This is a genomic window from Gordonia caeni (assembly GCF_039537105.1).
Lineage (GTDB): Bacteria > Actinomycetota > Actinomycetes > Mycobacteriales > Mycobacteriaceae > Gordonia > Gordonia caeni.
In genome coordinates this window covers 161,539-183,964 of sequence record NZ_BAAAZW010000009.1, presented here as the reverse complement: position 1 = coordinate 183,964, position 22,426 = coordinate 161,539, and the positions used below count along the sequence as shown (strand labels likewise).

Sequence of the window (22,426 nt, the reverse complement as noted above, 5' to 3'; positions counted from 1 at the left end):
GTCCGACCGGCCGATGGCGAGGGAATCAGGTTGCCCGAGTGAGCCACAATGGTGGAATGGACGATTCGGCAGATGAATACCCAGGGGCGACGACGGTCGGTGACTTCCGGGCCAATGTGGCGCGGGTCCGAGCCCGGATCGACGCCGCCGCCGAGCGTGCGGGACGCGACCCGGCCGCGGTGCGGTTGCTCCCGGTGTCCAAGACGGTGCCGGCCGACCGGGTCCGCCTCGCCGTCGAGGCCGGGTGCCGCCGACTGGGTGAGAACAAGGTGCAGGAGGCCAAACGCAAGTCGGCCGAGCTCGCCGACGTCGACGTCGCGTGGTCGCTGATCGGGCACCTGCAGACCAACAAGGCCAAGGACGTCGTCGTCTTCGCCGACGAGTTCCAAGCCCTCGACAGCCTCCGCGTCGCCGAGGCGCTGGACCGGCGGCTGCAGGCGGCGGGACGATCTCTGGACGTACTGGTCCAGGTGAACACCTCGGCCGAGGAACAGAAGTACGGACTGGACCCCGACGCCGTTTCCGGCTTCCTGCGGGAACTCCCGCGTTTCGAGACGCTGCGGGTGCGCGGATTGATGACACTGGCTCTGTTCACCACTGACACCGCTCGGGTCCGCCGCTGCTTCCAGACGCTCCGCGAGACCCGGAACCGTGCCCGCGATACCGACCCCGACTTGATCGGGCCCGGTGAGTTGTCGATGGGCATGTCCGGCGACTTCGAAGTGGCCGTGGAAGAAGGCGCCACCTGCGTCCGGGTGGGGCAGGCGATCTTCGGTGCCCGCGCCACCCCGGACAGTCACTACTGGCCGGACAGCACGACCGGCCGGTAGTGCCGGGCCGCGGGCGGCCGCCGCGGCCGAACGTTAATGTGGGCCCGACAGTGTGATCGAGATATCAGAAGGGCCGCGCTATGACGGAGACCGACATTCGAGCCGCGCAGACCGGTGACGCTCGCGCGAACACCGTCGACGGCGTGCTGCGCCGCAGTGCGGCGGTGCAGTCGCGGCGCATCGCACTGCGATTCGGCGACCGTGAACTGAGCTACCGCGAGCTCGACGACGCGGTCACGCGCGCCGCGGCCGCGTTGCTGGGACTCGGGCTGACACGGGGCGATCGGGTCGCGGCCTACGGCACCAATTCCGATGCCTATGTGATCGGCTATCTCGCCGCCGCGCGCGCCGGGCTGGTGCACGTGCCGATCAACTACGCGCTCTCCGGTGATGAGCTGAGCTACCTGCTGGCCCAGTCCGGCGCGCGCGCCGCGCTGGTGGATCCGGCCCTGCGCGAGGCCCTGGACGCGGTGCTGCCGGAGACCTCGGTGGAGCAGGTGGTGCCGCTGCGCGACGGGGCGGGCTCACTGCTGGAAGCAGCCACGACCGGTGAGGTCCCCTATCTGGGATCGGCGGCCGCCGCCGGCGATCTGGTCCAGTTGCTCTACACCTCGGGGACCACCTCGAAACCCAAGGGCGCCATGATGACTCACGGCGCACTGGTCCACGAGTACACCTCGAGCATCGTCGGACTCGACCTGGCCGCCGATGACAAACCGCTGGTGTGCATGCCGCTCTACCATTCGGCGGGCATGCACGTGTTCACGCTGCCGTACCTCGCGGTCGGCGCCACCATCACGCTGCTGCCCGGCCCCGATATCGCCGAGATTCTGCGGATCGTCGAGCAGGACCGGATCGGCTCGCTGTTCCTGGCGCCCACCGTGTGGGTGCCGCTGGCGAGTCACCCCGACCTGGAGACGCGGGATCTGTCCTCGCTACGGAAGGCCCAGTACGGAGCGTCGATCATGCCGGTCACGGTGCTGGGCCGCCTGCGTGAGCGGTACCCGCAGCTGGGGTTCTACAACTGCTTCGGGCAGTCGGAGATCGGCCCGCTGGCAACGGTGCTGCGCCCGGAGGAGCATGACGAACGCCCGTCGTCGGCGGGGCGTGCGGTGCTGTTCGTCGAGACGCGCGTGGTGGACGCCGACGGCGACGACGTCGCCGACGGCGAACCGGGGGAGGTCCTGTACCGCTCACCGCAGTTGTGCCAGGGGTACTGGGACAACCCGGAGGCGACGCGGGAGGCGTTCGCCGGCGGCTGGTTCCACTCCGGCGACCTGGTGACCCGCGACGCCGAAGGGTTCCTCACCGTCGTCGACCGGATCAAGGACGTGATCAACACCGGCGGCATTCTGGTGGCCTCGCGCGAGGTGGAAGATGCGCTGTACACCCACGAGTCGGTCGGCGAGGTCGCAGTGATCGGTGTGCCCGACGAGAAGTGGATCGAGGCGATCACCGCGGTCGTGGTGCTACGCGACGGCGCCGCGGCATCCGAAGCCGAGCTCATCGCGCACGTGAAGGAGCGGCTCGCCCCGTTCAAGGTGCCCAAGGCGATCCGGTTCGTGGAGAGCCTGCCCCGCAACCAGAGCGGCAAGCTCCTGAAGCGGGAACTGCGCGCCGGCTGATTCCGGGGTTCACCCGTCCCGGCCGGCGAGACCGGCCAGGAAAGTCGCCGAGCGCGCGACATTCGGATCGGCGTCGGCGGTCAACCGTGACAGGGCGGCCGCCGACGTCTCACCGGGCAGTTCGGCCAGCGCCTGGGTGAGACGCAGCCGGGCGCCCGGATCGTCGAGGCCGTCGAGCTCGGCGAGAATGGTTCCGGCGATCTCGTCGGTCAGTTCCCGGCTGCGTGCCAGTGCACCGATCGTCTCCGCCGCTTCCACGTCGCGATCCCCGTCGATCACCATGGTGAGCAGTTCGGGCAGCGCGTCTCCGAACCCACGTGAACCGGTGGCCAGGGCGGCGCGCCGCCGGACTGCCGGATCGGAATGGTTCAGTGCCGCAATCAATTCGGTGCTCGCCTCGGGGGTGTCGAGGTCGGCCAGCGCGTCGACGGCGCGGTACCGCACGCGCGCATCGGGGGAGCCCAGCGCCCAGGTCAGCGGCCCGAAAGCCGCATCGCCGGCGCGGCGCAGTGCCCACTTGAGCGCACCGGCGGCGTTCGGCTCGGGCTCGGCGAGCAGCGCCTCGGTGAGTGCGCGGGCCAGCGCGGCGGCATCCTTGCCGGTCATGGCCAGCGCGCTGGACTGGCGCCGGGCCGGCAGCGCTGACTGCAGGCCGCGTATCAGCGGGATCAGATGCAAGACCTGCGCCCATTCGGCCGGGGCGCCGTCGCGGATGTCGCCCAGGCGCGCCAGGAGCTCTTCCTCCCGGGCGATGCGCTCGCGGGTCCGAACCAGGAGCCGGTCCAGCAGCACGGCCGGGGAGAATCCGGGATCGTCGAGCGCCGTTCCGATTTCGGCGAGGGAGAGTCCGAGGCTGCGCAGGCTCTCGACCTGGAACAGGCGCTTCAGATCGCCGGTGGAGTACTCGCGGTAGCCCGCAGAGGTGCGGCCGGAGGGGGCCAGCAGCCCGATCGTGTCGTAATGACGCAGCATGCGGGTGCTCACCCCGGAATGCCGCGCCACCTCACCGATCCGCATGGCCGCCACCGGTCGCGAAGTATCTGTCCACTTCACCGGCGGCTGCCCCGAGATCGGCGTCGGGATCGTCGAGGAGGGCGGCGGTCGCGGCGGCGTGCGCCCGAACGGCGGGGTCGTCGTCGGTGGCCGCCGACGCGAGCGGTCCGGCGGCGGCCGGGCCGAGAGCGGCCAGGGCGCGGCTGAGACTGCGTCGCAGCTGGGAGTCGCCGGTCCCCAGCCGGGTGGCCAGGGTCGCGGCGAGCTGCTCACGCCGGTCGTCGGGAGCCAGCACGACGGCGGCGCGCCAGGCGCTGCGGGCGAGGTCGTCGTCGGCGTCGAGAAGCACCGACCGGTCGATCGCCGACCAGCCGCGCGGATCGCCGATCTTGGACAGGGTGTGCAGCGCCTGGCTTCGCGCACGTACCGGGCCGCGGCGCGCGGCCTCGACCAGCAGCGGCACGGTGATCTCTACCGGGTGGCGGACCAGTGCCCAGGTCAGCATGTCGCGGACGAAGAAGTCCGGTTCCACCGCGCAACGCTCCACCAGGACCGGGGCGTAATCGGGATCGGGCTGCGAGCCGGCGCCCAGTGCGGCGCGCAGTCGGCCGGAGGAGCCGGGCGCGCCCAGTGCCCGACGGAGCTGCTCGGGCGGTGTCGTGGTGGTCATCGCGGACCTCCGTTCTGATCGCTGTTGCTGCTCCCTACTCAAGACCCTGACACCGTGTGAAGGTCAAGGGGCGAGTTCCGGGTAGCCGCCGGACAGTGCTTTCTCCTGACGTGTGTCGGCCGAGAAGGAATGATTGACTCCATGACGATCCGGATCCGACCCGTCGGCGCGGCGATCCTGCTCCTGCTGGGTGCGCTGCTGACCGCATGCGGCGATGGGGACACCGCCCCGGAGAGTACGGCGGGCTCCGCCGCGGAATCCTCCGCGGCCACCGCGCCGTCCCCGGGAGCTCCCGCGGAGCCGACGGTGATCACGACCGCTCTCGAGGCACCCTGGTCGATCGTCTTCTACGGGGAGACACCGCTGGTCAGCGAACGTGATTCCGGGCGCATCGTCGAGCTCGACGCTTCCGGCGCCCAGCGCGAGGTGGCACGTCTGGACGGCGTGCAGGCCGGCGGGGAGGGCGGTCTGCTCGGTCTCGCCGTGCACGAGGACCACGTGTACGCCTACTACACCGGGGACGGGGAGAACCGGATCGAGCGCTTCGCGATCGAGGGGGAGCCGGGAGCGCTGCGGCTGAGCTCCCCGGAGACCGTCCTGGACGGGATCCCGGCCGCGCACGTGCACAACGGCGGCCGGCTGGCATTCGGACCCGACGGCATGCTCTACGCGACCACAGGTGACGCGAATGATCCGGAACTGGCTCAGGAACGTGACTCGCTCGGCGGGAAGATCCTGCGGATGTCTCCGGACGGTGAGGTGCCGCAAGACAACCCGTTCCCCGGGCAGTTGACCTACAGCTTCGGGCATCGCAATCCGCAGGGTCTGACGTGGGCGCCGGACGGCACCATGTACGCCGCGGAGTTCGGTCAGAACACCTGGGACGAGCTGAACGAGATCACCGCCGGCGGCAACTACGGCTGGCCGCAGGCCGAGGGCGCCGCCGGGCGCACGGGCCTGATCGATCCGGTCCAGCAGTGGGGTACCTCGGAGGCCAGTCCGAGCGGCATCACCGTGTTCGGCGACCAGCTGGTGATCGCGAACCTGCGTGGACAGCGGCTGCGTGCGGTGCCGCTGGCCGACACCGCGGAGTCGGCCGAATACCTCGACGGCGAGGCCGGGCGCCTGCGCGATGTCGCAGTGGCCCCGGACGGCTCGCTGTGGGTGCTCACCAACAACACCGACGGGCGCGGGGACCCGTCCGACGGGGACGACAAGATCCTGCGGCTGCAGCGGCTCAGCCGCGACGGCGCCGCACCATCTCGGTGATCCACATCGGCGCGTAGGGCGAGGTGAGCGCTGTCCCCGCGGGCCGGGCCTACGGTGTCAGGGCTTGCGCGAGCGAGACGATGATCCCGCCCGGTCCGCGGACGTAGCAGAGCCGGTAGGCGTTCTCGTACTGCTCGACCGAGCCCAGCAGCGTGCCACCGTGCCCGGCCAGACGTGCGACGGTGCCGTCGACGTCGTCCACGGCGAACATGATGCTTCGCAGACCGAGGGTGTTGGGCGGCGCCGGTTCCGGCTGGTCGTCGACCAGCGGTGGATGGAGGAAGCGTGTCAGCTCGAGCCGTCCGGTGCCGGGCGACGGCACGGCCATCATCACGATCTCGACGCGAACCCCGTCGAGGCCGTTGACGCCGTCCACCCAGTCGCCCTCGACGGTCGCCTCCCCCTCGCGTTCGAGCCCGAGTTCGGTGAAGAAGCGGGCAGCGGCGTCGAGGTCGGTGACGACGATGCTCACGTGATCCATGCGATGGACGGCCATGATCGCCACGATAACCGTGACGTCCGACGGAGGTTCGCCTTCGAGGTGCACCGGGTGCCGACTCGGGCGCCGACCGAACAGGCGCGCCGCAGGCCCGGGCACGTATCCTCGGAGCCGTGGTAGATCTCGCATATGTCATCGCCGGCTCCGAAGCGACCGGCGGCGCCGGCCTGCAGGCCGACCTGAAGACCTTCCAGGAACTCGGCGTCTACGGCGTCGGGACCATCACCTGCATCGTCTCCTTCGATCCGAAGGACGGCTGGCGGCACCGGTTCGTACCGATCGCGCCGGACGTGATCGCCGACCAGATCGAGGCCGCGACCGCCGCGCACGACCTGGACGTGGTGAAGATCGGCATGCTGGGCACCCCGGCCACCATCGACGTGGTCGCCGAATCGCTGAGCCGTCAGCGGTGGCGCCACATCGTCCTCGACCCGGTGCTGATCTGCAAGGGCCAGGAACCCGGCGACGCCCTCGACACCGACACCGCCCTGCGCGAGAAGGTGCTGCCGCTGGCGACCGTGGTGACCCCGAACCTGTTCGAGGCGCAGATCCTGTCCGGCATGGATCAGATCACCACCGAGACCGACCTGGCCGAGGCCGCCCAGCGCATCTTCGCGCTCGGCCCCGAGTACGTGGTGGTCAAGGGCGGCATCGATCTGCCAGGCGACGAGGCCGTCGACGTGTTGTACGACGGCGAGGAGGTCACCGTCTTCCGCACGCCGAAGATCGGCGACGAGCGCGTCGCCGGTGCCGGCTGCACGCTGGCCGCCGCCATCACCGCGGAACTGGCCTCGGGCGCAGGTATCGAAGACGCCGTGGCCTTCGCCAAGGAGTTCGTGACCGCCGGAATCGCCGACCGGCTCGGCTGCCACACCCCGATCGACGCGGTGTGGCAGGGTGCTTACGTCCAGCAGTTGCAGCTCGGCCCCGGAGACTGAGGCCCCGCGACTGAAGGCCCCGCGACCGAAACCCGGCGGCGATCACGCCGGCGGAATGACCCCGGCTCCGCGTAGACAATCGGTCAGGCCCGGGGTCAGCGGCAGGGCCTCCAGCTCGGCAGCGGAGAACCAGCGCGCGTCGTCGGCGTCGTCGCCGCTGCGCAGCTCGCCGCCGATCACGGTGGCCGCGAAGTCGTGCACGCGGTAGAGGTGATCGTCGCCGAACGGCACCGTGTCGGTCCACAACTGCTCTCCGATGCGGACATCGAGACCGGTTTCCTCGCGGACCTCCCGCACGGCCGCCTGCGCGGGTGTCTCGCCGGGCTCGAGCCGGCCGCCGGGCACCGACCAGCGGCCCTTCTGCGGCTCGTGCCCGCGCTTGACCAGCAGGATCCGGCCGTCCGGATCGACGATGACGGCGCTGGCGGCGAGCACGATCTTCACCCGTCCACCGTAGACCGTGGGCACCGTCGACAGGCGCCGCCGCGGTGAGCCGGCGGGCCGGATAGGGTTCGGCCATGCGGATGCACGCGGCCCGGGCGCCGCTCGCCTGGGCTCGGGTGCTGGGGGATGTCGGCTGGTGGACGTTCCTGGTCGCCTCATTGTTGGGCATCGCCGGTATCGAAGGCGGAATGCCCCGGCGCTACGCCGAGTACCTGCCGTCCGGTGACACCGGCTGGACCGCTTACACCCCGCTGCTGGACGATACGTTCGTCGAACACAACATCCTGGCGACGACAGCGCTGGTCGGGCTCGTCGTGACTGTGCTCGCCGCGGTCGCCGAGGCGGTGCTCACGCGGCGGTGGACGATGGGGATCGCGGGGGTGGCAGCGGCCGCGGCCGGATGTGCGCTGGTCTTTCTCGCCGCGTACTGGGCCGATCCCGGAACCGGGACCGTTCAGCTGCGCCCCTCGCTGGTGCTCGTGGTGTGCCTGATCGGCGTCGCGGTCCGGGAGGGCGGGGTCCGGTGGACCCGTTCCCGGGTGGATGCGCTCAGTCGGTCAGCACCTGACGCAGCACCGCGGCCTCGCTGATCTCGGGCTGCTTGGTCGCCGTCAGGAGGGTCAGCGGGCCCGCGGCGGCGAGCTCGCGCAGGTGATCGAGCGCGGCCCTCTGCTCGTCGTCGGTCTCCAGTTCGGTGCGGTAGCGCTCCGCGAACCCGTCGAACTTTGCCGGGTCGTGCGAGTACCACTTGCGGAGGTCCGTCGAGGGAGCGACGGTCTTGCACCATTCGTCCAGATGGGCGCGCTCCTTGCTCACGCCGCGGGGCCACAGCCGGTCGACCAGGACGCGGGCGCCGTCGTCGGAATCGGGATCGTCGTAGACCCGCCGCACGCGCACCTGCGACTTCTCACTCATCTCTCGTCTCCTTCGTCGACGGTGGGAGCGATGCCGGCGGTCTGCTTCGCCGTGGTCAGCACCGCATCCAGCATGTCAGGGGTGAGGCGCCCGGTGAACGTGTTGTGCTGACTGACGTGGAAGCACCCCAGCACGGTCAGCCGCCGGCCGTCCGGGTGGTACACGACGACCTGCGCGCCGTGCCCGAATGCGGGCCGGGGCCTGGGCACCTGCCAGCCGCTCTCGGCCAGCACGCTGAACAGGGCCTGCCAGCCGAACGCACCGAGCACCACGGTCGCTTTCATCGTCGGCGCCATCAGTTCCAGTTCACGGGCCAGAAACGGCGAGCACGTCCGGCGTTCGGTCGGCGTCGGCTTGTTCTGCGGGGGTGCGCACCGGACCGGGGAGGAGATCCGGGTGTGGAAGAGTTCCAGGCCGTCGTCGATCGACGACGCCGTCGCCTGGCTCGCCAGACCCACCCGATGCATCGAGGCGAACAGGAAGTCGCCGCTGCGATCGCCGGTGAACATCCGGCCGGTCCGATTGGCGCCGTGCGCCGCCGGGGCCAGCCCGACGATCATGATCGAGGCATCGGCCGGACCGAATCCGGGAACTGCTTTGCCCCAGTACTTCTCGCCGGCGAACGAGGCGCGCTTGACCGTGGCGACCTCCTCCCGCCAGGCCACCAGTCGGGGGCAGGCGCGGCAGGAGATGATCAGGCGATCCAACTGCTCCAGGTCGCGCATCGACCGGGCGCGCTCCGGTGCGGTGCTGCCACGGGAAGCCATTCCTCCACGGTAGCGACCGGCGGGGCCGGTCAGGCCGGATGCGCCGCCCAGAAGCCGAGGATCGTCTCGCTGGTCGCACCGGGCTGTTCGAGCGGGACCAGCGTGCGGGCGCCGTCGACCCCCAGGCTGCTGCCGTGCGGTGTCCGGGCAGCCGCGGCGGCCGCCTGCTCGGGGGTGCATTCGCCCCGATCGGTCGACGCGACGTAGAGGACGGGGACGTCGATCCGGGGCAGGAGGTCGCCGATGTCGGTGCGGTCCAGGATGAACGAGTCGACCGCGTGGATCAGACCCGCCCGGGGCAGGGCGTCGAGCATCGCGTCGACGACCCCCATCACCTCGGCGTCGACGCGCGAGGCCTCGGTGAGTTGACCGTCGACGATCCCCGAACGTACGGGACCGCGCATCCCGATGATCCGGACCAGCGGCTTCAAGGCGATCACCTGCAGGCGTAGCGCGCGAGAGAGCGGCTGGATCGGCGAACTGAAGGTGACCAGGGTGCGCAGGCGTCCGGGGCGGCCGGCGGCCAGGTGCAGCCCGACGTGGCCGCCCCATGCGCAGCCGACCCAGTCCACCGGATCGGTCACGTCCAGTGCGGTGAGGATCTCGACCGCGGCCGAGACGCATTCGGGCATCGACGACCGGCCGTCGAGAGCGTCGCTCCACCCGTGACTAGGCCCGTCGATCAGCACCAGCCGGCGTTCGGCGCTCAACGCGGGGATTATGCGGTCCCACATGGCGCTGTCGGCGAACATGCTCGGCCAGAGCACCGCGACCGGGCCGGCGCCGACGATCCGGACGTGCAGGTTCCCCACGACCGTCGGAATGTCCCGGTGGCCGTCGTGGGGGACGGACCCGTCGCGCATGGCTCGATGCTACGCGCCGCGGACGGCGGGCGACAGGGGGAAACCGCACGTCAGCGAGCCTCGTTCGGCGGAGGGAGTCGTAGGCGCCGCCTACACTCGGCACCTATGACCGCACCCGCGCCGCGTCCGCCGACGGCACTCGCCGAGGTGGTGCGGGCCGCTGCCGCAGCGGCCGGCACCACCTCGCGCACGGCCAAGACCGCGACACTCGCCGGGCTGCTCACGCAACTGGCCCCCGACGAGGCCCCGATCGCCGTCGGGCTCCTGCTCGGCCGGCCGGTGCAGGGCAGGCTCGGCGTCGGCTGGCGGACGGTGCGCAACGAGTCGGGGGAGCCCGCAGCGGAGGCTTCGCTGACGATCGGCGACGTCGACGCAGCCTTCACCGTGCTGGCGAACGCCGCCGGGCCGGGGTCGGTGACGCGCCGGTCGGCTGCCTTGTCGGGGCTGCTGGCCCGGGCCGTGTCCGGCGAACAGGACTTCCTGATCCGGGTCCTCACCGGTGAGGTGCGCACCGGTGCGCTCGCCGGGGTCCTCACCGACGCGATCGCCGTCGCCGCCGGACTGCCCAAGGACCGGGTGCGGCGCGCGGCCATGCTGACCGGGGACCTCGGGGCCACCGCGCGGGCGGCCCTGGCCGGGGACGACCTGACCCGGATCGACCTGACCCCGGGAACGCCGGTGCAGCCGATGCTCGCCGCCTCTGCACCCGGCGTGGACGAGGCCGTTGCCGTGACCGGACCCGCCTCGGTGGAGTACAAACTCGACGGGGCCCGCCTGCAGGTGCACCGCCGCGCCGGACAGGTGCGTGCTTACACGCGCAGTCTGGCCGACGTCACCGAGCGGGTCCCGGAGATCGTCGACCTGGTCGCCGGGTTCCCCGGCGGCGACCTGGTCCTCGACGGCGAGACGCTGACGCTCGACGAGAGCGGCCGGGCGCGTCCGTTCCAGGAGACGATGAGCCGATTCGGCGGACACGGCGACCGAGGGGCGTGCTGCGCTGTCGGTGAGCTTCTTCGATCTGCTTTACGCCGACCGCAGCCTGATCGATGAGCCGCTGCGGGTGCGGCGCGCCGAACTGCTGCGGGTGGCCGGTGAGGCGGTGGTGCGCGGCGTCGAGGTGGCTGCCGTCGACGGCGGCGTGCCCGATCCGGCGGTGGCGCAGCGGGTGCTCGACGAAGCCCTCGCCGCGGGTCACGAAGGCGTGATAATCAAGTCGCTGGCCTCGGTGTACGCGGCCGGCCGCCGCGGGGCGGACTGGGTCAAGGTGAAGCCGGTGTACACCTACGACCTGGTGGTCCTGGCGGTGGAACGCGGTTCAGGACGCCGTTCGGGCTGGTTGTCGAACCTGCACCTGGGTGCCCGGGATCCGGAGGGGCGGTTCGGTGAGCCCGGCGGATTCGTGATGGTCGGCAAGACGTTCAAGGGCCTGACCGACGACCTGCTGCGTTGGCAGACCGAGTTCTTTCCGACCATCGCCACCGCCGACGACGGGTACGTGATGTCGGTGGCGCCCGAGGTGGTGGTCGAGGTCGCGATCGACGGGGTGCAGCGGTCGAGCAGGTATCCGGCCGGAGTGGCGCTGAGGTTCGCTCGCGTGAAGCGCTACCGCACCGGTGACCACGGCAAACCGGCAGGCGATGCCGACACCGTGGACCAGTTGCGCAGCCGCCTGCCCGGCGAACGGCCATCTCGCTGATCGATCATTGCCGCACCACCCTCACTCGCTCGAAGCGCGTGCCTGCCAACGCCCGTCGTGCCGGCTGATCTCGATCGGGTAATCGAAACAGTCGCTGATGTTCGCGGTGGTCAGCACCTGATCGGCCGGTCCGGACGTGAGCAGTCGCCCGTCGCCGATCAGCATGGCGTGGGTGGTGCTGACCGGCAGCTCTTCGAGGTGGTGCGTCACCAGCACCGTGGCGAGATCGCGATGGGTGTCGTGGAGCTGGTCGACGGTGCGCAGAAAGTGTTCGCGGGCGGCGACGTCGAGCCCGGTGGTCGGCTCGTCGAGCAGTAGCAGGTCCGGGTCGGGGAGCAGGGCCCGGGCGATCAGTGCCCGTCCGCGCTCACCTTGGGAGAGGTTGGGCCACAAGGCCTCCCGGATCGGGTCGAGTCCGAGGCGGGTGATCAGGTCCTCGGCGCGCGCCACCGTCGCCGGGGGCGGGGTCCAGCGGGGGACCAGGTCGTTGCTGCCGGTGGCACCGGTCAGCACCACCTCGAAGACGGTGAGCGGTGAGCGCAGCGGGTGGCGGGGATTCACGTGGCCGATCGAATGCCGCAGTTCACGCAGGTCGACCGCGCCCAGTCGCCGGCCCAGGACCGCCGCGCTGCCGCGAGTGGGATGGGCGGCGGCACCGCAGATACTCAGGATGGTGCTCTTGCCTGCGCCGTTCGGGCCGATCAGCGCCCAGTGCTCGCCGGCCCGGACGGTGAAGTCGACCCCGGACAGGATTGTGCGGCCGTTCCGGACGAAGTCGACCTCCTCGAACTCGAGGACGGCGGGCCGATCGGCAGCGACAGGGATGGACACGGGATCACCGTAGCGAGCAGTCCGCCGCGGCGACATCGGGATCAATCGGGCGAAGCGCGCGCCCGGCAGGGCACTCTCCGGCGGTCGTGCGGTGCCCGGGCTGGCAGAATGAGTCCCTGACGCGTCATCGCCGGAACGAGATCCGGGCAGAAGTACGGCGCAAGGGAGCATTCGGAGGGAATCGTGCTGAACACCGCCACCACGCCGGCCACGCGGCGCCGGCTCGCCGTCGCCGCGGCAGGGCTCTGCGCCACCGCAGCGGTGATGGTTCCCGCCGTCACCGCCCCGACCGCAGCGGCCGCACCGGCCGGTTCCCGCGCGCAGGTGCTCGGCATTCCGCTGGCGCCGGGAACCTCCGGACTGAAGACCGAACTCGCCGTGGCGTACACCGTGGCGGCGCGAGATGCTCGGGCGGCGGGAGTGCCCCTGCGCATCAACTCGGGCAAACGCAGCCGGGCCGAGCAGGCGGCGCTCTGGCGCGAGGGCGTCGCCACCTACGGCAGCCCGGCGGCGGCACGGCGCTGGGTGCTTCCGCCCAGCGAATCCACCCACGTCACCGGCGAGGCCGTCGACGTCGGGCCGCGGGCCGGTGCCGCGTGGCTGCAGCGCAACGGCCACCGCTACGGGTTGTGCCGGACCTTCGACAACGAGTGGTGGCACTTCGAGCTGTCGACCTTTCCGGGCACCGCGTGCCCGCCGCGTGTCCCCGATGCCTCGGTGCCGCGCCGCTGATCGGCCACTTTCAGTGATGTTTCGTCAATCGATGAGCGATGCGGAAGGATGGACCGGTGCCTGAGTATGTGTCGTACGAGGAGTTCGGACGCAACTTCTTCGAAGTAGCGGTCACCGAAGCACGCATCGGCGCGGCGTTCTCGGCGATCGCGGGAGAAGAGTTCCGGGTCGGTCCGCTTCCGGCCGGGCCCGGCGGCATGGTCAAGGTGGTCGCCGAGGTGCGTATCGCCGAGCCGGAGATCACCCGTGACGTCGGCGAGCTGATCACGTTCACCGTCCGGCTGCCGCTGGCGATCGGCCTGGTGATCGATCTGAAGCTCGATCGCCTCGAGTACGACGTCGACGGGCTGATCACCCTGCCCCTGACGGTGCGCTGCGCCAAGCCGCTCGAGTTGCGCATCGAAGTGGATCCGCCGGCGCCGCGCGACGTCTTCGTCGACGTCAACTCGCGGAACATGCGCGGGGAGATCATCCGCAATCTCGCGCAGGTGGACGCGGAGATCCGCCGGGTGATCGCCAAGACCGTCGCCGAGGAGATCGACAAACCCGACGTCCGCAAGGCGCGCTACATCGATGTCGCAGCCGAGCTGTCCCGGGCGCTGGAAGGCTCCGCCGACGACGAGGCCGAGGCACTGGCCGACGTCGCCGAGAGCGCCGAACTGGCGGCGGAAGAAGTGGTCGACGCCGAGACGCCTGCCGACCCGGCCGGGTAGGGATCGGCCCGGTACCTGAGAGAGGTGGTCGGCCCGGCCATTACCTGGAAGGCTGGAGGCATGGCCACCCCGGATGAGAATCAGACCAGCGAACAGGGCACCTACGTCGAGGCGGACAAGCCGTACGAGCGCGATACCCGGTACATCGAGACCAGAATCACCCGCGACGGCGAGGACGGTTATCCGGTGGAGCCGGGCCGGTATCGGCTCGTCGTCTCGTACGCCTGCCCGTGGGCCAACCGGACGATCATCGTGCGTCGGCTGCTGGGGCTGGAGCGGGCGATCTCCATGGGCGTCTGCGGTCCCACGCACGACAAGCGGTCGTGGACCTTCGACCTCGATCCGGGCGGGGTGGACCCGGTGCTGGGCATCCCGCGCCTGCAGGACGCCTACTTCGCGCGGATCCCCGGCTACGAGAAGGGGATCACCGTCCCGGCGATCGTCGACGAGCGCAGCGGCGCCGTGGTGACGAACGACTTCCCGCAGATCACCCTCGACTTCGAAACCGAATGGGTGGACTACCACCGTCCCGGTGCGCCGGTGCTGTACCCCGAGGATCTGCGCGAGGAGATCGACGCGGTGAACGCGCTGGTCTACCGCGACGTGAACAACGGCGTGTACCGCTGCGGTTTCGCCGGGTCGCAGGAGACCTATGAGGCCGCCTACGACCAGCTGTTCTCGCGGCTGGACTGGCTGTCCGAGCGACTGTCGGGGCAGCGCTACCTGGTCGGCGACACGATCACCGAAGCCGATGTGCGGCTGTTCACCACGCTGGCGCGCTTCGACCCGGTCTATCACGGCCATTTCAAGTGCAATCGGGAGAAGCTGTCGGAGATGCCCGTGCTCTGGGCGTATGCGCGCGACCTCTACCAGACCCCCGGCTTCGGTGATTCGACTGATTTCGACCACATCAAGCGGCACTACTACCAGGTGCACCGCGACATCAATCCGTCCGGAATCGTCCCGAAGGGCCCGGATCTGTCGAACTGGAACTCCCCGCACGGCCGGGAGGCCCTGGGCGGGCGTCCCTTCGGTGACGGCGAGCCGCCGGCGCCCCTGAGGTAGCGGCGGCGAGACCGAACTCTGCGTCCGCGATCTGCCAGAGTGTCGCAACTGCACCGCATACCGGTGACGATTCGACACTCTGCGGTCCCGACTCCGTGAGGCCGGTAACAGGGCTCGACCGGGCGGGAACAAATCCGCCCCGACGGTAGTTGAACATCGTTGGGAGTTGAGGAGGTCGACGGCATTGAGGATCGCGCGGAGTCAGACATTCGCCGCGCTGTCCGTACCCAACTTCCGCACTTACGTCTCCGGAGCCTTCGTCTCCAACATCGGTACGTGGGTGCAGCGCGTCGCTCAGGACTGGCTGGTCCTCAATCTCTCCGGCGGCTCCGCGATGGCCGTGGGCATCACCACCGCACTCCAATTCCTGCCGGCCATGCTGCTGTCCCCGATGGGCGGGTTGCTGGCTGACCGCTTCGACAAGCGCAAACTGCTCATGCTCACTCAGTCGTGGATGGCGGTCTCCGCGCTCGCGCTCGGTCTGCTGGCCGTGACCGGTGTGGCCCAGACATGGCACGTGTACCTGTTCGCCTTCGTCTTCGGACTCGGCGCCGCCTTCGACGCCCCCGCGCGGCAGGCCTTCGTCTCCGAGGTGGCCGGCGCCGATCATCTGACCAACGCGATCGGTCTCAACAGTTCCTCGTTCAACGCCGCGCGCCTGATCGGGCCGGGGATCGCGGGGCTGATCATGGCGTCGGCCGGGGCCGGCTGGGCGATCCTGACCAATGCGGTCAGCTACCTCGCCTTCCTCATCGCCCTGGCAGCGCTCGATCGCAGCAAGCTGGCGAAGACCGAGCCCCTGGTGCGGGCGAAGGGGCAATTGCGCGAGGGCTTCTCGTACGTGTTTCACCGCGCCGACCTGATGATCGCGCTGGGCGTGGCGTTCGCCGTCGGTACGTTCGGAATGAACTTCCAGATGACCAATGCGCTGATGGTGCGCAACGAGTTCCACCTGGGCGCAGAGGCGTACGGCCTCCTCGGCTCGATCATGGGGATCGGTTCCCTGCTGGGGGCACTCCTCGCCGCACGGCGAGGCAAGGTGCCGAGCCTGCGGTTCGTGGTCGGCATGGCGAGCTTCGTCGGAGTCGTCATCACCGCTTCCGGACTCGCTCCCGGCTACCTCTGGTACGCGGTGATCCTGCCGATCATGGGGCTCACGGTGCTGCTGACCCTCACCGCGGCCAACATGTACATCCAGACCAGTGTCGATCCGCAGGTGCGCGGCCGGGTGATGGCGCTCTACATGACGGTGCTCATGGGCGGCACACCGATCGGCGCGCCCCTGCTCGGCTGGCTGGCCGAGATCTTCGGTCCGCGTGCGCCACTGGTCGGTGGCGGACTGCTGCAACTGGTCACGATAGGCATCGTGGTCGTTCTGGTCCGCCGCCTCGCCGCCGCGCGGGCGACCGACATCGATCCGGGACCGAAGACCGTCGAGCCGGTCGAGGACGAGGTCGATGTCGAGCCGGTCGAGGACGACCCGGACGGGGTTCAGCCGGTCGGCGTCCAGCCGGCCAGCACCGCGACCAACGAGACCACCAGGACCACCACGGCCACCACCAGTGCCCAGGCGCAGACGATCACGACCAGCCACAGAGTCTTGAGATAGACCGGCATGAATGCGGTCAGCAGCGGCTGACGCTGGGGATCGGGTGTCACGCGCGTGGTGAAGGCGCCCACCAGTCGCGTCATCTGCCACAGGCTGCCCGGCCGCCAGGCGCGGGACGGCTTACCGGCGATCGCCGCCAGGTCCGACAACTCCGTGCCCGAACGCACATCGGTCACATAGTCCCGGGCCTGCGCCACCAGAACGGCCGGACGCTCGATCGCCCGGGTCAGCGGCGCCAGCCGTCGGTGCACCACGAACGGAAGCGTCACCGCGGGCAGACACAGCAGCACTACGACGATCGCGCCGATCGGTAGCCGCCACTGATCGGCGTGCCGCCACGAGGCGACGCCCACCACGAGGGCGATCAGACCGAGTAACGCCGCCACCCCGGCCAGCGTGAAGATCAGCAGACGCAGAGCCCGGCCGGTCACCGCCAGAGTCCGCGCGAAGCGATCGGCGATCCGCCGTTGCTCAGCCGCGTTCTCACCTGCGGCGACGGCGTCGTCCAGGTCGTTCGGCACCGCCGACGGATCCGGTGGCCGGTCCGGATCGCGGCGGGAACGGGGCATGGCTCACTGTAGCCGCCGAACTCGGCCCGGTAGCCTTGCGCGGGTGTCATCCACCGATCGCGGCCCCGCCCGTCCCCAGCCCGTCACCCCCGTGAACGCCCGCATCGCCGAGGAACTCGGCGTCGCCGAGAAGCAGGTGGCGGCAGCGGTGAAACTGCTCGACGAGGGCTCGACGGTGCCCTTCATCGCCCGCTACCGCAAAGAGGCCACCGGCAGCCTCGACGACGCGCAGCTGCGTGCCCTCGATGAGCGGCTGACCTATCTGCGCGAACTCGACGAACGTCGTGCCGCGGTCGTCGCGGCGATCGACGAACAGGGCAAGCTGACCGACCGGCTGCGGGCCGCGCTGGCGGCCGCCGACACCAAGTCGCGTGTCGAAGACATCTATCTGCCGTACAAGAAGAAGCGGCGCACCAAAGCCCAGATCGCACGTGAGGCCGGGCTGGAACCGCTCGCCGATGCGCTGCTCGCCGACCCGGCCCTCGTCCCGGACGAGGCCGCCGCCGCGTACTGCAACGACGACGTCGCCGATGCCGCCGCCGCCCTCGACGGTGCGCGCCACATCCTGATCGAGCGGGCCGGTGAGGATGCCGAGTTGGTCGGCGCAGTCCGGGAGAAGTTCTGGGCCGCAGGTCGTCTCGGCACCACACCGAAGTCCGAGGAGGTCGCCACCACCCCGGCCGGGCAGAAGTTCCGCGACTACTTCGATTTCAGTGAGTCGCTGGACACGATGCCAGGCCACCGGGTACTCGCGGTGCTGCGCGGGGAGAAGGAGGGAGTCCTGACGCTCGCCTTCGACGGTGGCGAGGACGAGGACTACATCACGATGGTGGCCGCCACGCTCGGTATCGATCGCGCCGCCGGCGGTGCCGCCACCGACTGGCTGGGCACCACCGCGCGCTGGGCCTGGCGCACCAAGCTGCTGATCTCGGCGACCATCGACGCGAGGATGAAGTTGCGCGGACGCGCCGAGGAGCAGGCCGTCGCCGTGTTCGCGACCAACTTGAAGGATCTGTTGCTGGCCGCCCCGGCCGGCACCCGCCCGACGCTGGGCCTGGACCCGGGCTTCCGGACCGGGGTGAAAGTCGCCGTGGTCGACGGCACCGGCAAGGTCCTCGACACCTGCGCGATCTACCCGCACCAGCCGGCCAAGAAATGGGATCAGGCCAAGGCCACCCTGGCCGCGCTCGTCGACCGGCACGATGTGGAGCTGGTCGCCGTCGGCAACGGCACCGCTTCCCGGGAGACCGATGCGCTGGCATCGGAGCTGATCGCCGACCTGCGCGCCGCCGGACGCGCGGCACCGGCCAAAGCCGTGGTGAGTGAGGCCGGCGCCTCGGTGTACTCCGCCTCCGAGTACGCCTCGCTGGAACTCCCCGAACTCGACGTCTCGCTCCGTGGTGCGGTCTCCATCGCCCGTCGTCTGCAGGATCCGCTCGCCGAACTGGTGAAGATCGACCCGAAGTCGATCGGGGTGGGCCAGTACCAGCACGACGTCGCCGCCGGCACTCTCGCGAAGAGCCTGAACGCCGTTGTCGAGGATGCGGTGAACGCGGTCGGCGTCGACCTGAACACCGCGTCGGTGCCATTGCTCTCGCGGGTCTCCGGTGTCACGCCCGCTCTGGCGCAAGCCATCGTCGCCCACCGCGACGGGGTGGGCGCCTTCCGGAGCCGGCGCGGACTTCTGGACGTACCGCGGCTGGGCCCCAAGGCATTCGAGCAGTGCGCGGGCTTCCTCCGGATCCGCGACGGCGAGGACCCGCTCGACGCCTCCGGAGTGCATCCCGAGTCGTATCCGGTGGTGCGGCGCATCCTGGATCGCACCGGACTGGCCCTCGGCGAGCTGATCGGGGACACCCGGACGCTGCGCACCCTCGCGCCGGCCGAGTTCGCCGACGACCGCTTCGGCCTGCCGACGGTGACCGACATCCTCGGCGAGCTGGAGAAGCCGGGACGCGATCCGCGGCCCGCCTTCGCCACCGCGACATTCGCGCAGGGCGTGGAGAAGGTCGCCGACCTCAAGCCCGGAATGGTGCTGGAGGGGGTGGTGACCAATGTCGCGGCCTTCGGCGCCTTCGTGGACGTCGGGGTGCACCAGGACGGTCTGGTCCACGTCTCGGCGATGAGTGACAGTTTCGTCTCCGACCCGCACGAGGTGGTCCGGTCGGGCCAAGTGGTGAAGGTCAAGGTGCTCGAGGTGGACCTCGACCGCCAGCGCATCGGTCTGACACTGCGGCTCAACGACGAACCCGGTGACCGCCGGGGAAGCGGCCGCCGGGGCGGGAAGGAACCGGCCACCGGACGCGGCGACGCGCCGCGGGGCGATCAGCGCGGCGGAGATCGGCGGGCCGGCGACCCGAAGCGCGGCGGCAGGCCGGGTGGCGGCAACAGAGGCGGCGGCAAGAAGAGTGGCGGCCAGCGGGGCGGCGGCCAGAACAGCCCGGCCACAGGGTCGATGGCCCAGGCGCTGCGCGACGCCGGCTTCGGGCGCTGACATCTCCGGGCCGCCGTTTTAGAGTGGACAGATGACGAACACTCCCCGAGCGCTGCGGCTCGCCATGGTCACCATCGACACCGACGACGCCCTGGCGCTGAGCAGTTGGTGGCGCGACGCGCTGGACGGGGAAGTCCTGGAAACGAACGAGGGCTGGTTCGTGGTGCTCTCGCTCGGCGAGGGAGCACCGCTGCTGGCCTTCCAGCGGGTCGACGATCCGACCCCCGGCAAGAACCGGATCCACCTGGACCTGGTCGCCGACGATCGCGGAGCGACGGTGCGCCGGCTCACCGACGCGGGGGCGACGCTGGTCGCCGAGCGCGAGATGCCCGGCTTGAGCTGGGTGACACTCGCCGATCCGGCAGGCAACGAATTCTGCGTGGCCTCGGCCGGCGACCACTGAGACGCCTCCAGACTCTGCCGGTGCTCGGCGGGGGTGTGGGCTAGAGATCCTCGGAGGAGAGGTGCCGTCGGCGTGCCGACAGCAACTGCACCTCGGGGCGGGCGGCCGCCAGGCGCTCGACCGCGTCGAGCACCTCGACGACGTGTTCCCGGTCGGCGCTGACCACGGCGACGCCTAGTCCCGCGCGCCGGTGCAGATCACGGTGCTCCACTTCGGCGACCGAGACCTCGAATCTTCGCCTGATCTCGGCGATCACGGGCCGCACCACCGAGCGCTTCTGCTTGAGGGAGTGCACGTCACCGAGCAGGAAGTCCAGTTCTACCGTTCCGATCCACATACTGCCGTGTCACGTTAGCGCAGCCGGACGCCGGAGGGATAGAGCTCGCGGGCCAGTGCGCGTTTGTCGGCGACCGCCGCGTCGACGTCGCCGGGGGAGTAGCCGCCGGACGACGGCCAGTCCGGAAGCGGCGCATCCGGGCCGGAGAGCACGGTCCACCGGCTGCCGATCCCGGTGAGCGAGGCGTGCTTGGTGCCGTAGTAGTCCGGTTTGGGCACGATGGCCACACCCGAGTCGCCCGCCGCGGCGGCCAGCAGATGCGGGTGGAATCGGGTCGACAGCCAGGTACCGCCCCGGCCCGTCGGCAGCCCGTCGCGCCAGAGATCCAGGAAGGGCACGGTTCGCGCCCCGGCCAGCCGGTCGCCCATCAGCACCGGCACGGCCATGTCCCGACCGGGCATGGCCTCCACCACCGTCACCTTGTCGCCGGGCACCTTCCAGGCGTCGAGGATCTCGGTCAGCAGGCCGGCCAGCGCCTCGGCGCCGGTGGCCTCGCCGCGCTGGAAGTCTTCGGTGAGGTCGCTCTGTGCGCACAGCACCACCTCGCCGGTCTGCATGCGGGGGACCGGGTGCTTCAGTCGGGGCGAGAGCCACGCATCGTCGCCGTGGAAGGTGTGCGAGCCGATCTGTGCCACCAGCTCCCGGGAGGGACGATCGCGCACGTCGAAGACGTCGAACTGGGCGATGTCGGCGAGCAGCCGCTCCTGGCCGGCGCCATCGAGAGGCGGCATCAGGCCCTGGCCGGTGGCCACCGCCCGAGCTCCGGTCACCCGGGAGACCTGCGCGATCGCGGCGACCAGCGCGACGTGGTGCGGCCAGACCCGGTTGACGTACCCGCCGCCGACCAGATGAATGGTCTTGGCGCGCAGCAGCAACTCGATGCCGGAGCCCTCTGCGGGGGCCACTCCGAAGCGACTGGCGGCGTCGGCGACCCATTCCCACGGCCGCTCCGGGTCCACGTCGGGATTCGTCGTCGTCGTCTCCGCGTGGAGCATCAACTCCCACAGGGTGTTGACGAAGATCGCCCGCGGATTCGCTTGCCGCAGAAGGAGGTTCGCTGAGCTCGGACGTCCGCTGTCGACCACTACGGTGGCCAGCGGCCGGTGTCGGGCCAAGTAGCGCAGCCACGCCTCGGTGATCACCTCGTCCCCGTAGTTCGGGGCGCCGGCCGGTCCGACCAGATAGATCAGATCGTGGAACTCGAAGGCGCGCCGGGCCTTCCGCCGCAGCGAAGAGACCCCGGCGGCAGGTGAAGTACTCATGGAATGCTGACGTCCTCCGTCATCCCTCGGTGCCCGTCATCCCTCGGTGTCGCCGAGCAGGGTGGCCACGTGGTCGGGCACGAACTTGCTCAGTGTTCTCGGCGGGCGGTGGTAGTTGCCCGTCGACAGCGGCCGCTTGGGCAGCTTGACCTCGGGGCTGGGCACCGTCGCGTACGGGATGGTCGAGAGCAGGTGCGAGATCATGTTCAGGCGCGCGGCCTTCTTGTTGTCCGACTCCACCACGAACCACGGGCTCGCGGAGGTGTCGGTGTGCACCATCATCTCGTCCTTGGCGCGGGAGTAGTCCTCCCACCGGTAGATCGACTCCAGATCCATCGGGGAGAGCTTCCACTGGCGCACCGGGTCGTCCCGGCGGGCGCGGAACCGGCGCAGCTGCTCGGCGTCGGAGACCGAGAACCAGTACTTGCGCAACAGGATTCCGTCGTCGATCAGCATCTGCTCGAAGATCGGTGTCTGCCGCAGAAAGCGGGTGCTCTCTTCGGGGGTGCAGAAGCCCATCACCTTCTCCACGCCGGCCCGGTTGTACCAGGAGCGGTCGAACAGCACGATCTCGCCGGGCGCGGGCAGGTGGGCCACGTACCGCTGGTAGTACCACTCGCCCTTCTCCCGGTCGGTCGGCGCCGGTAGTGCTGCGACACGGGCGATCCGGGGACTCAGGTACTGCGTGATGCGTTTGATGGCACCGCCCTTGCCCGCGGCATCCCGGCCCTCGAACACCACGACCACGCGCGCGCCGGTGGTTCGCACCCACTCCTGCAGTGCCACCAGCTCGGTTTGCAAGCGGAACAGTTCGGTCTCGTAGACCTTCTTCGACAGTTTGGTACCGGCGTCGCGCTTCTTCTGCTTGCTCATGGGTTGATCCTAGTGCCGGAGTGCCGGTG

At 70.2% G+C, this 22,426-nt stretch carries 23 protein-coding genes and 1 pseudogene; 12 read left to right on the top strand and 12 right to left on the bottom strand.

Annotated elements, in window-relative coordinates:
* The first annotated feature begins 56 nt into the window (after positions 1 to 56).
* Together ABD732_RS15540 and ABD732_RS15535 are read left to right on the top strand one after the other, a co-directional pair.
* A complete protein-coding gene (locus tag ABD732_RS15540) occupies positions 57 to 830 on the top strand; it encodes a YggS family pyridoxal phosphate-dependent enzyme (protein ID WP_344785356.1) in 774 nt (257 codons plus the stop codon).
* An 80-nt stretch (positions 831 to 910) separates the two neighbouring features.
* Positions 911 to 2,455, top strand: coding sequence for a fatty acyl-CoA synthetase (locus tag ABD732_RS15535; RefSeq protein WP_344785354.1), 1,545 nt, complete (start codon positions 911 to 913; stop codon positions 2,453 to 2,455).
* Between the two features lie 9 nt (positions 2,456 to 2,464).
* Here ABD732_RS15535 and ABD732_RS15530 read toward each other — a convergent pair whose 3' ends face one another.
* Positions 2,465 to 3,472 (bottom strand): HEAT repeat domain-containing protein, encoded by a 1,008-nt coding sequence (locus ABD732_RS15530; RefSeq protein ID WP_344785425.1) that lies wholly within the window; start codon positions 3,470 to 3,472, stop codon positions 2,465 to 2,467.
* The gene (locus ABD732_RS15525) at positions 3,459 to 4,118 is read right to left on the bottom strand and encodes a HEAT repeat domain-containing protein (protein WP_344785352.1); all 660 of its coding nucleotides are present in this window, start codon (positions 4,116 to 4,118) and stop codon (positions 3,459 to 3,461) included. Before ABD732_RS15525 ends, ABD732_RS15530 begins: the two co-directional genes overlap by 14 nt.
* A 141-nt stretch (positions 4,119 to 4,259) precedes the next feature.
* On the opposite strand from ABD732_RS15525, the gene ABD732_RS15520 reads away from it, so the two are divergent.
* Positions 4,260 to 5,387 (top strand): PQQ-dependent sugar dehydrogenase, encoded by a 1,128-nt coding sequence (locus ABD732_RS15520; protein ID WP_344785350.1) that lies wholly within the window; start codon positions 4,260 to 4,262, stop codon positions 5,385 to 5,387.
* A 49-nt stretch (positions 5,388 to 5,436) separates the two neighbouring features.
* On the opposite strand, the gene ABD732_RS15515 is transcribed toward ABD732_RS15520, so the two are convergent.
* Positions 5,437 to 5,883 (bottom strand): VOC family protein, encoded by a 447-nt coding sequence (locus ABD732_RS15515; RefSeq protein WP_344785348.1) that lies wholly within the window; start codon positions 5,881 to 5,883, stop codon positions 5,437 to 5,439.
* Between the two features lie 116 nt (positions 5,884 to 5,999).
* Between ABD732_RS15515 and thiD the strand changes: the two genes are divergently transcribed.
* Positions 6,000 to 6,824 carry a bifunctional hydroxymethylpyrimidine kinase/phosphomethylpyrimidine kinase gene (thiD, locus tag ABD732_RS15510; protein WP_344785346.1) on the top strand — a complete coding sequence of 275 codons (825 nt, stop codon included), beginning with the start codon at positions 6,000 to 6,002 and terminating at the stop codon, positions 6,822 to 6,824.
* 42 nt (positions 6,825 to 6,866) lie between these two features.
* Here the strand turns inward: thiD and ABD732_RS15505 are convergent, their stop codons facing one another.
* A complete protein-coding gene (locus ABD732_RS15505; RefSeq protein ID WP_344785344.1) occupies positions 6,867 to 7,268 on the bottom strand; it encodes an NUDIX hydrolase in 402 nt (133 codons plus the stop codon).
* Positions 7,269 to 7,342: 74 nt separating this feature from the next.
* Here ABD732_RS15505 and ABD732_RS15500 point away from each other — a divergent pair, with 74 nt between their 5' ends.
* On the top strand, positions 7,343 to 7,858 hold the full coding sequence (locus tag ABD732_RS15500) for a hypothetical protein (RefSeq protein WP_344785342.1): 516 nt from the start codon (positions 7,343 to 7,345) through the stop codon (positions 7,856 to 7,858).
* On the opposite strand, the gene ABD732_RS15495 is transcribed toward ABD732_RS15500, so the two are convergent.
* From ABD732_RS15495 to ABD732_RS15485, 3 genes are read right to left on the bottom strand one after another with little or no spacing between them, the layout of a single operon-like run.
* Positions 7,818 to 8,183 carry a DUF488 domain-containing protein gene (locus ABD732_RS15495; RefSeq protein ID WP_344785340.1) on the bottom strand — a complete coding sequence of 122 codons (366 nt, stop codon included), beginning with the start codon at positions 8,181 to 8,183 and terminating at the stop codon, positions 7,818 to 7,820. The genes ABD732_RS15500 and ABD732_RS15495 overlap by 41 nt on opposite strands.
* Positions 8,180 to 8,950 (bottom strand): uracil-DNA glycosylase, encoded by a 771-nt coding sequence (locus tag ABD732_RS15490; protein WP_344785338.1) that lies wholly within the window; start codon positions 8,948 to 8,950, stop codon positions 8,180 to 8,182. Before ABD732_RS15490 ends, ABD732_RS15495 begins: the two co-directional genes overlap by 4 nt.
* 29 nt (positions 8,951 to 8,979) lie before the next feature.
* Positions 8,980 to 9,813, bottom strand: coding sequence for an alpha/beta fold hydrolase (locus tag ABD732_RS15485; RefSeq protein WP_344785337.1), 834 nt, complete (start codon positions 9,811 to 9,813; stop codon positions 8,980 to 8,982).
* Positions 9,814 to 9,918: 105 nt separating this feature from the next.
* Here ABD732_RS15485 and ABD732_RS15480 point away from each other — a divergent pair.
* Positions 9,919 to 11,509: pseudogene (locus tag ABD732_RS15480) on the top strand (ATP-dependent DNA ligase).
* 21 nt (positions 11,510 to 11,530) lie between these two features.
* On the opposite strand, the gene ABD732_RS15475 reads toward ABD732_RS15480, so the two are convergent.
* The gene (locus ABD732_RS15475) at positions 11,531 to 12,340 is read right to left on the bottom strand and encodes an ABC transporter ATP-binding protein (RefSeq protein WP_344785335.1); all 810 of its coding nucleotides are present in this window, start codon (positions 12,338 to 12,340) and stop codon (positions 11,531 to 11,533) included.
* Positions 12,341 to 12,604: 264 nt separating this feature from the next.
* On the opposite strand from ABD732_RS15475, the gene ABD732_RS15470 reads away from it, so the two are divergent.
* From ABD732_RS15470 to ABD732_RS15455, 4 genes are all read left to right on the top strand, one after another.
* Positions 12,605 to 13,072 (top strand): M15 family metallopeptidase, encoded by a 468-nt coding sequence (locus ABD732_RS15470; protein ID WP_344785424.1) that lies wholly within the window; start codon positions 12,605 to 12,607, stop codon positions 13,070 to 13,072.
* A gap of 56 nt (positions 13,073 to 13,128) precedes the next feature.
* On the top strand, positions 13,129 to 13,785 hold the full coding sequence (locus tag ABD732_RS15465) for a hypothetical protein (RefSeq protein ID WP_344785333.1): 657 nt from the start codon (positions 13,129 to 13,131) through the stop codon (positions 13,783 to 13,785).
* Between the two features lie 60 nt (positions 13,786 to 13,845).
* The gene (locus ABD732_RS15460) at positions 13,846 to 14,850 is read left to right on the top strand and encodes a glutathione S-transferase family protein (protein WP_344785331.1); all 1,005 of its coding nucleotides are present in this window, start codon (positions 13,846 to 13,848) and stop codon (positions 14,848 to 14,850) included.
* A 184-nt stretch (positions 14,851 to 15,034) separates the two neighbouring features.
* Positions 15,035 to 16,459: an MFS transporter gene (locus tag ABD732_RS15455; RefSeq protein WP_344785329.1), complete on the top strand. Its 1,425-nt coding sequence runs from the start codon at positions 15,035 to 15,037 to the stop codon at positions 16,457 to 16,459.
* Here ABD732_RS15455 and ABD732_RS15450 read toward each other — a convergent pair.
* Positions 16,342 to 17,028: a hypothetical protein gene (locus ABD732_RS15450; protein WP_344785327.1), complete on the bottom strand. Its 687-nt coding sequence runs from the start codon at positions 17,026 to 17,028 to the stop codon at positions 16,342 to 16,344. The two genes, ABD732_RS15455 and ABD732_RS15450, sit on opposite strands and share 118 nt — an antisense overlap.
* Here ABD732_RS15450 and ABD732_RS15445 point away from each other — a divergent pair.
* Positions 17,027 to 19,522, top strand: coding sequence for a Tex family protein (locus tag ABD732_RS15445; RefSeq protein WP_344785325.1), 2,496 nt, complete (start codon positions 17,027 to 17,029; stop codon positions 19,520 to 19,522). The two genes, ABD732_RS15450 and ABD732_RS15445, sit on opposite strands and share 2 nt — an antisense overlap.
* 31 nt (positions 19,523 to 19,553) lie before the next feature.
* Positions 19,554 to 19,925 (top strand): VOC family protein, encoded by a 372-nt coding sequence (locus tag ABD732_RS15440; protein ID WP_344785323.1) that lies wholly within the window; start codon positions 19,554 to 19,556, stop codon positions 19,923 to 19,925.
* Positions 19,926 to 19,965: 40 nt separating this feature from the next.
* Here ABD732_RS15440 and ABD732_RS15435 read toward each other — a convergent pair whose 3' ends face one another.
* From ABD732_RS15435 to ppk2, 3 genes are read right to left on the bottom strand one after another with little or no spacing between them, the layout of a single operon-like run.
* Positions 19,966 to 20,262 carry a DUF503 domain-containing protein gene (locus tag ABD732_RS15435; RefSeq protein WP_344785321.1) on the bottom strand — a complete coding sequence of 99 codons (297 nt, stop codon included), beginning with the start codon at positions 20,260 to 20,262 and terminating at the stop codon, positions 19,966 to 19,968.
* A 14-nt stretch (positions 20,263 to 20,276) separates the two neighbouring features.
* Positions 20,277 to 21,524 carry a polysaccharide pyruvyl transferase family protein gene (locus ABD732_RS15430; protein ID WP_344785320.1) on the bottom strand — a complete coding sequence of 416 codons (1,248 nt, stop codon included), beginning with the start codon at positions 21,522 to 21,524 and terminating at the stop codon, positions 20,277 to 20,279.
* Positions 21,525 to 21,560: 36 nt separating this feature from the next.
* Positions 21,561 to 22,397 (bottom strand): polyphosphate kinase 2, encoded by an 837-nt coding sequence (ppk2, locus tag ABD732_RS15425; protein WP_344785318.1) that lies wholly within the window; start codon positions 22,395 to 22,397, stop codon positions 21,561 to 21,563.
* Between the last annotated feature and the right edge of the window lie 29 nt (positions 22,398 to 22,426).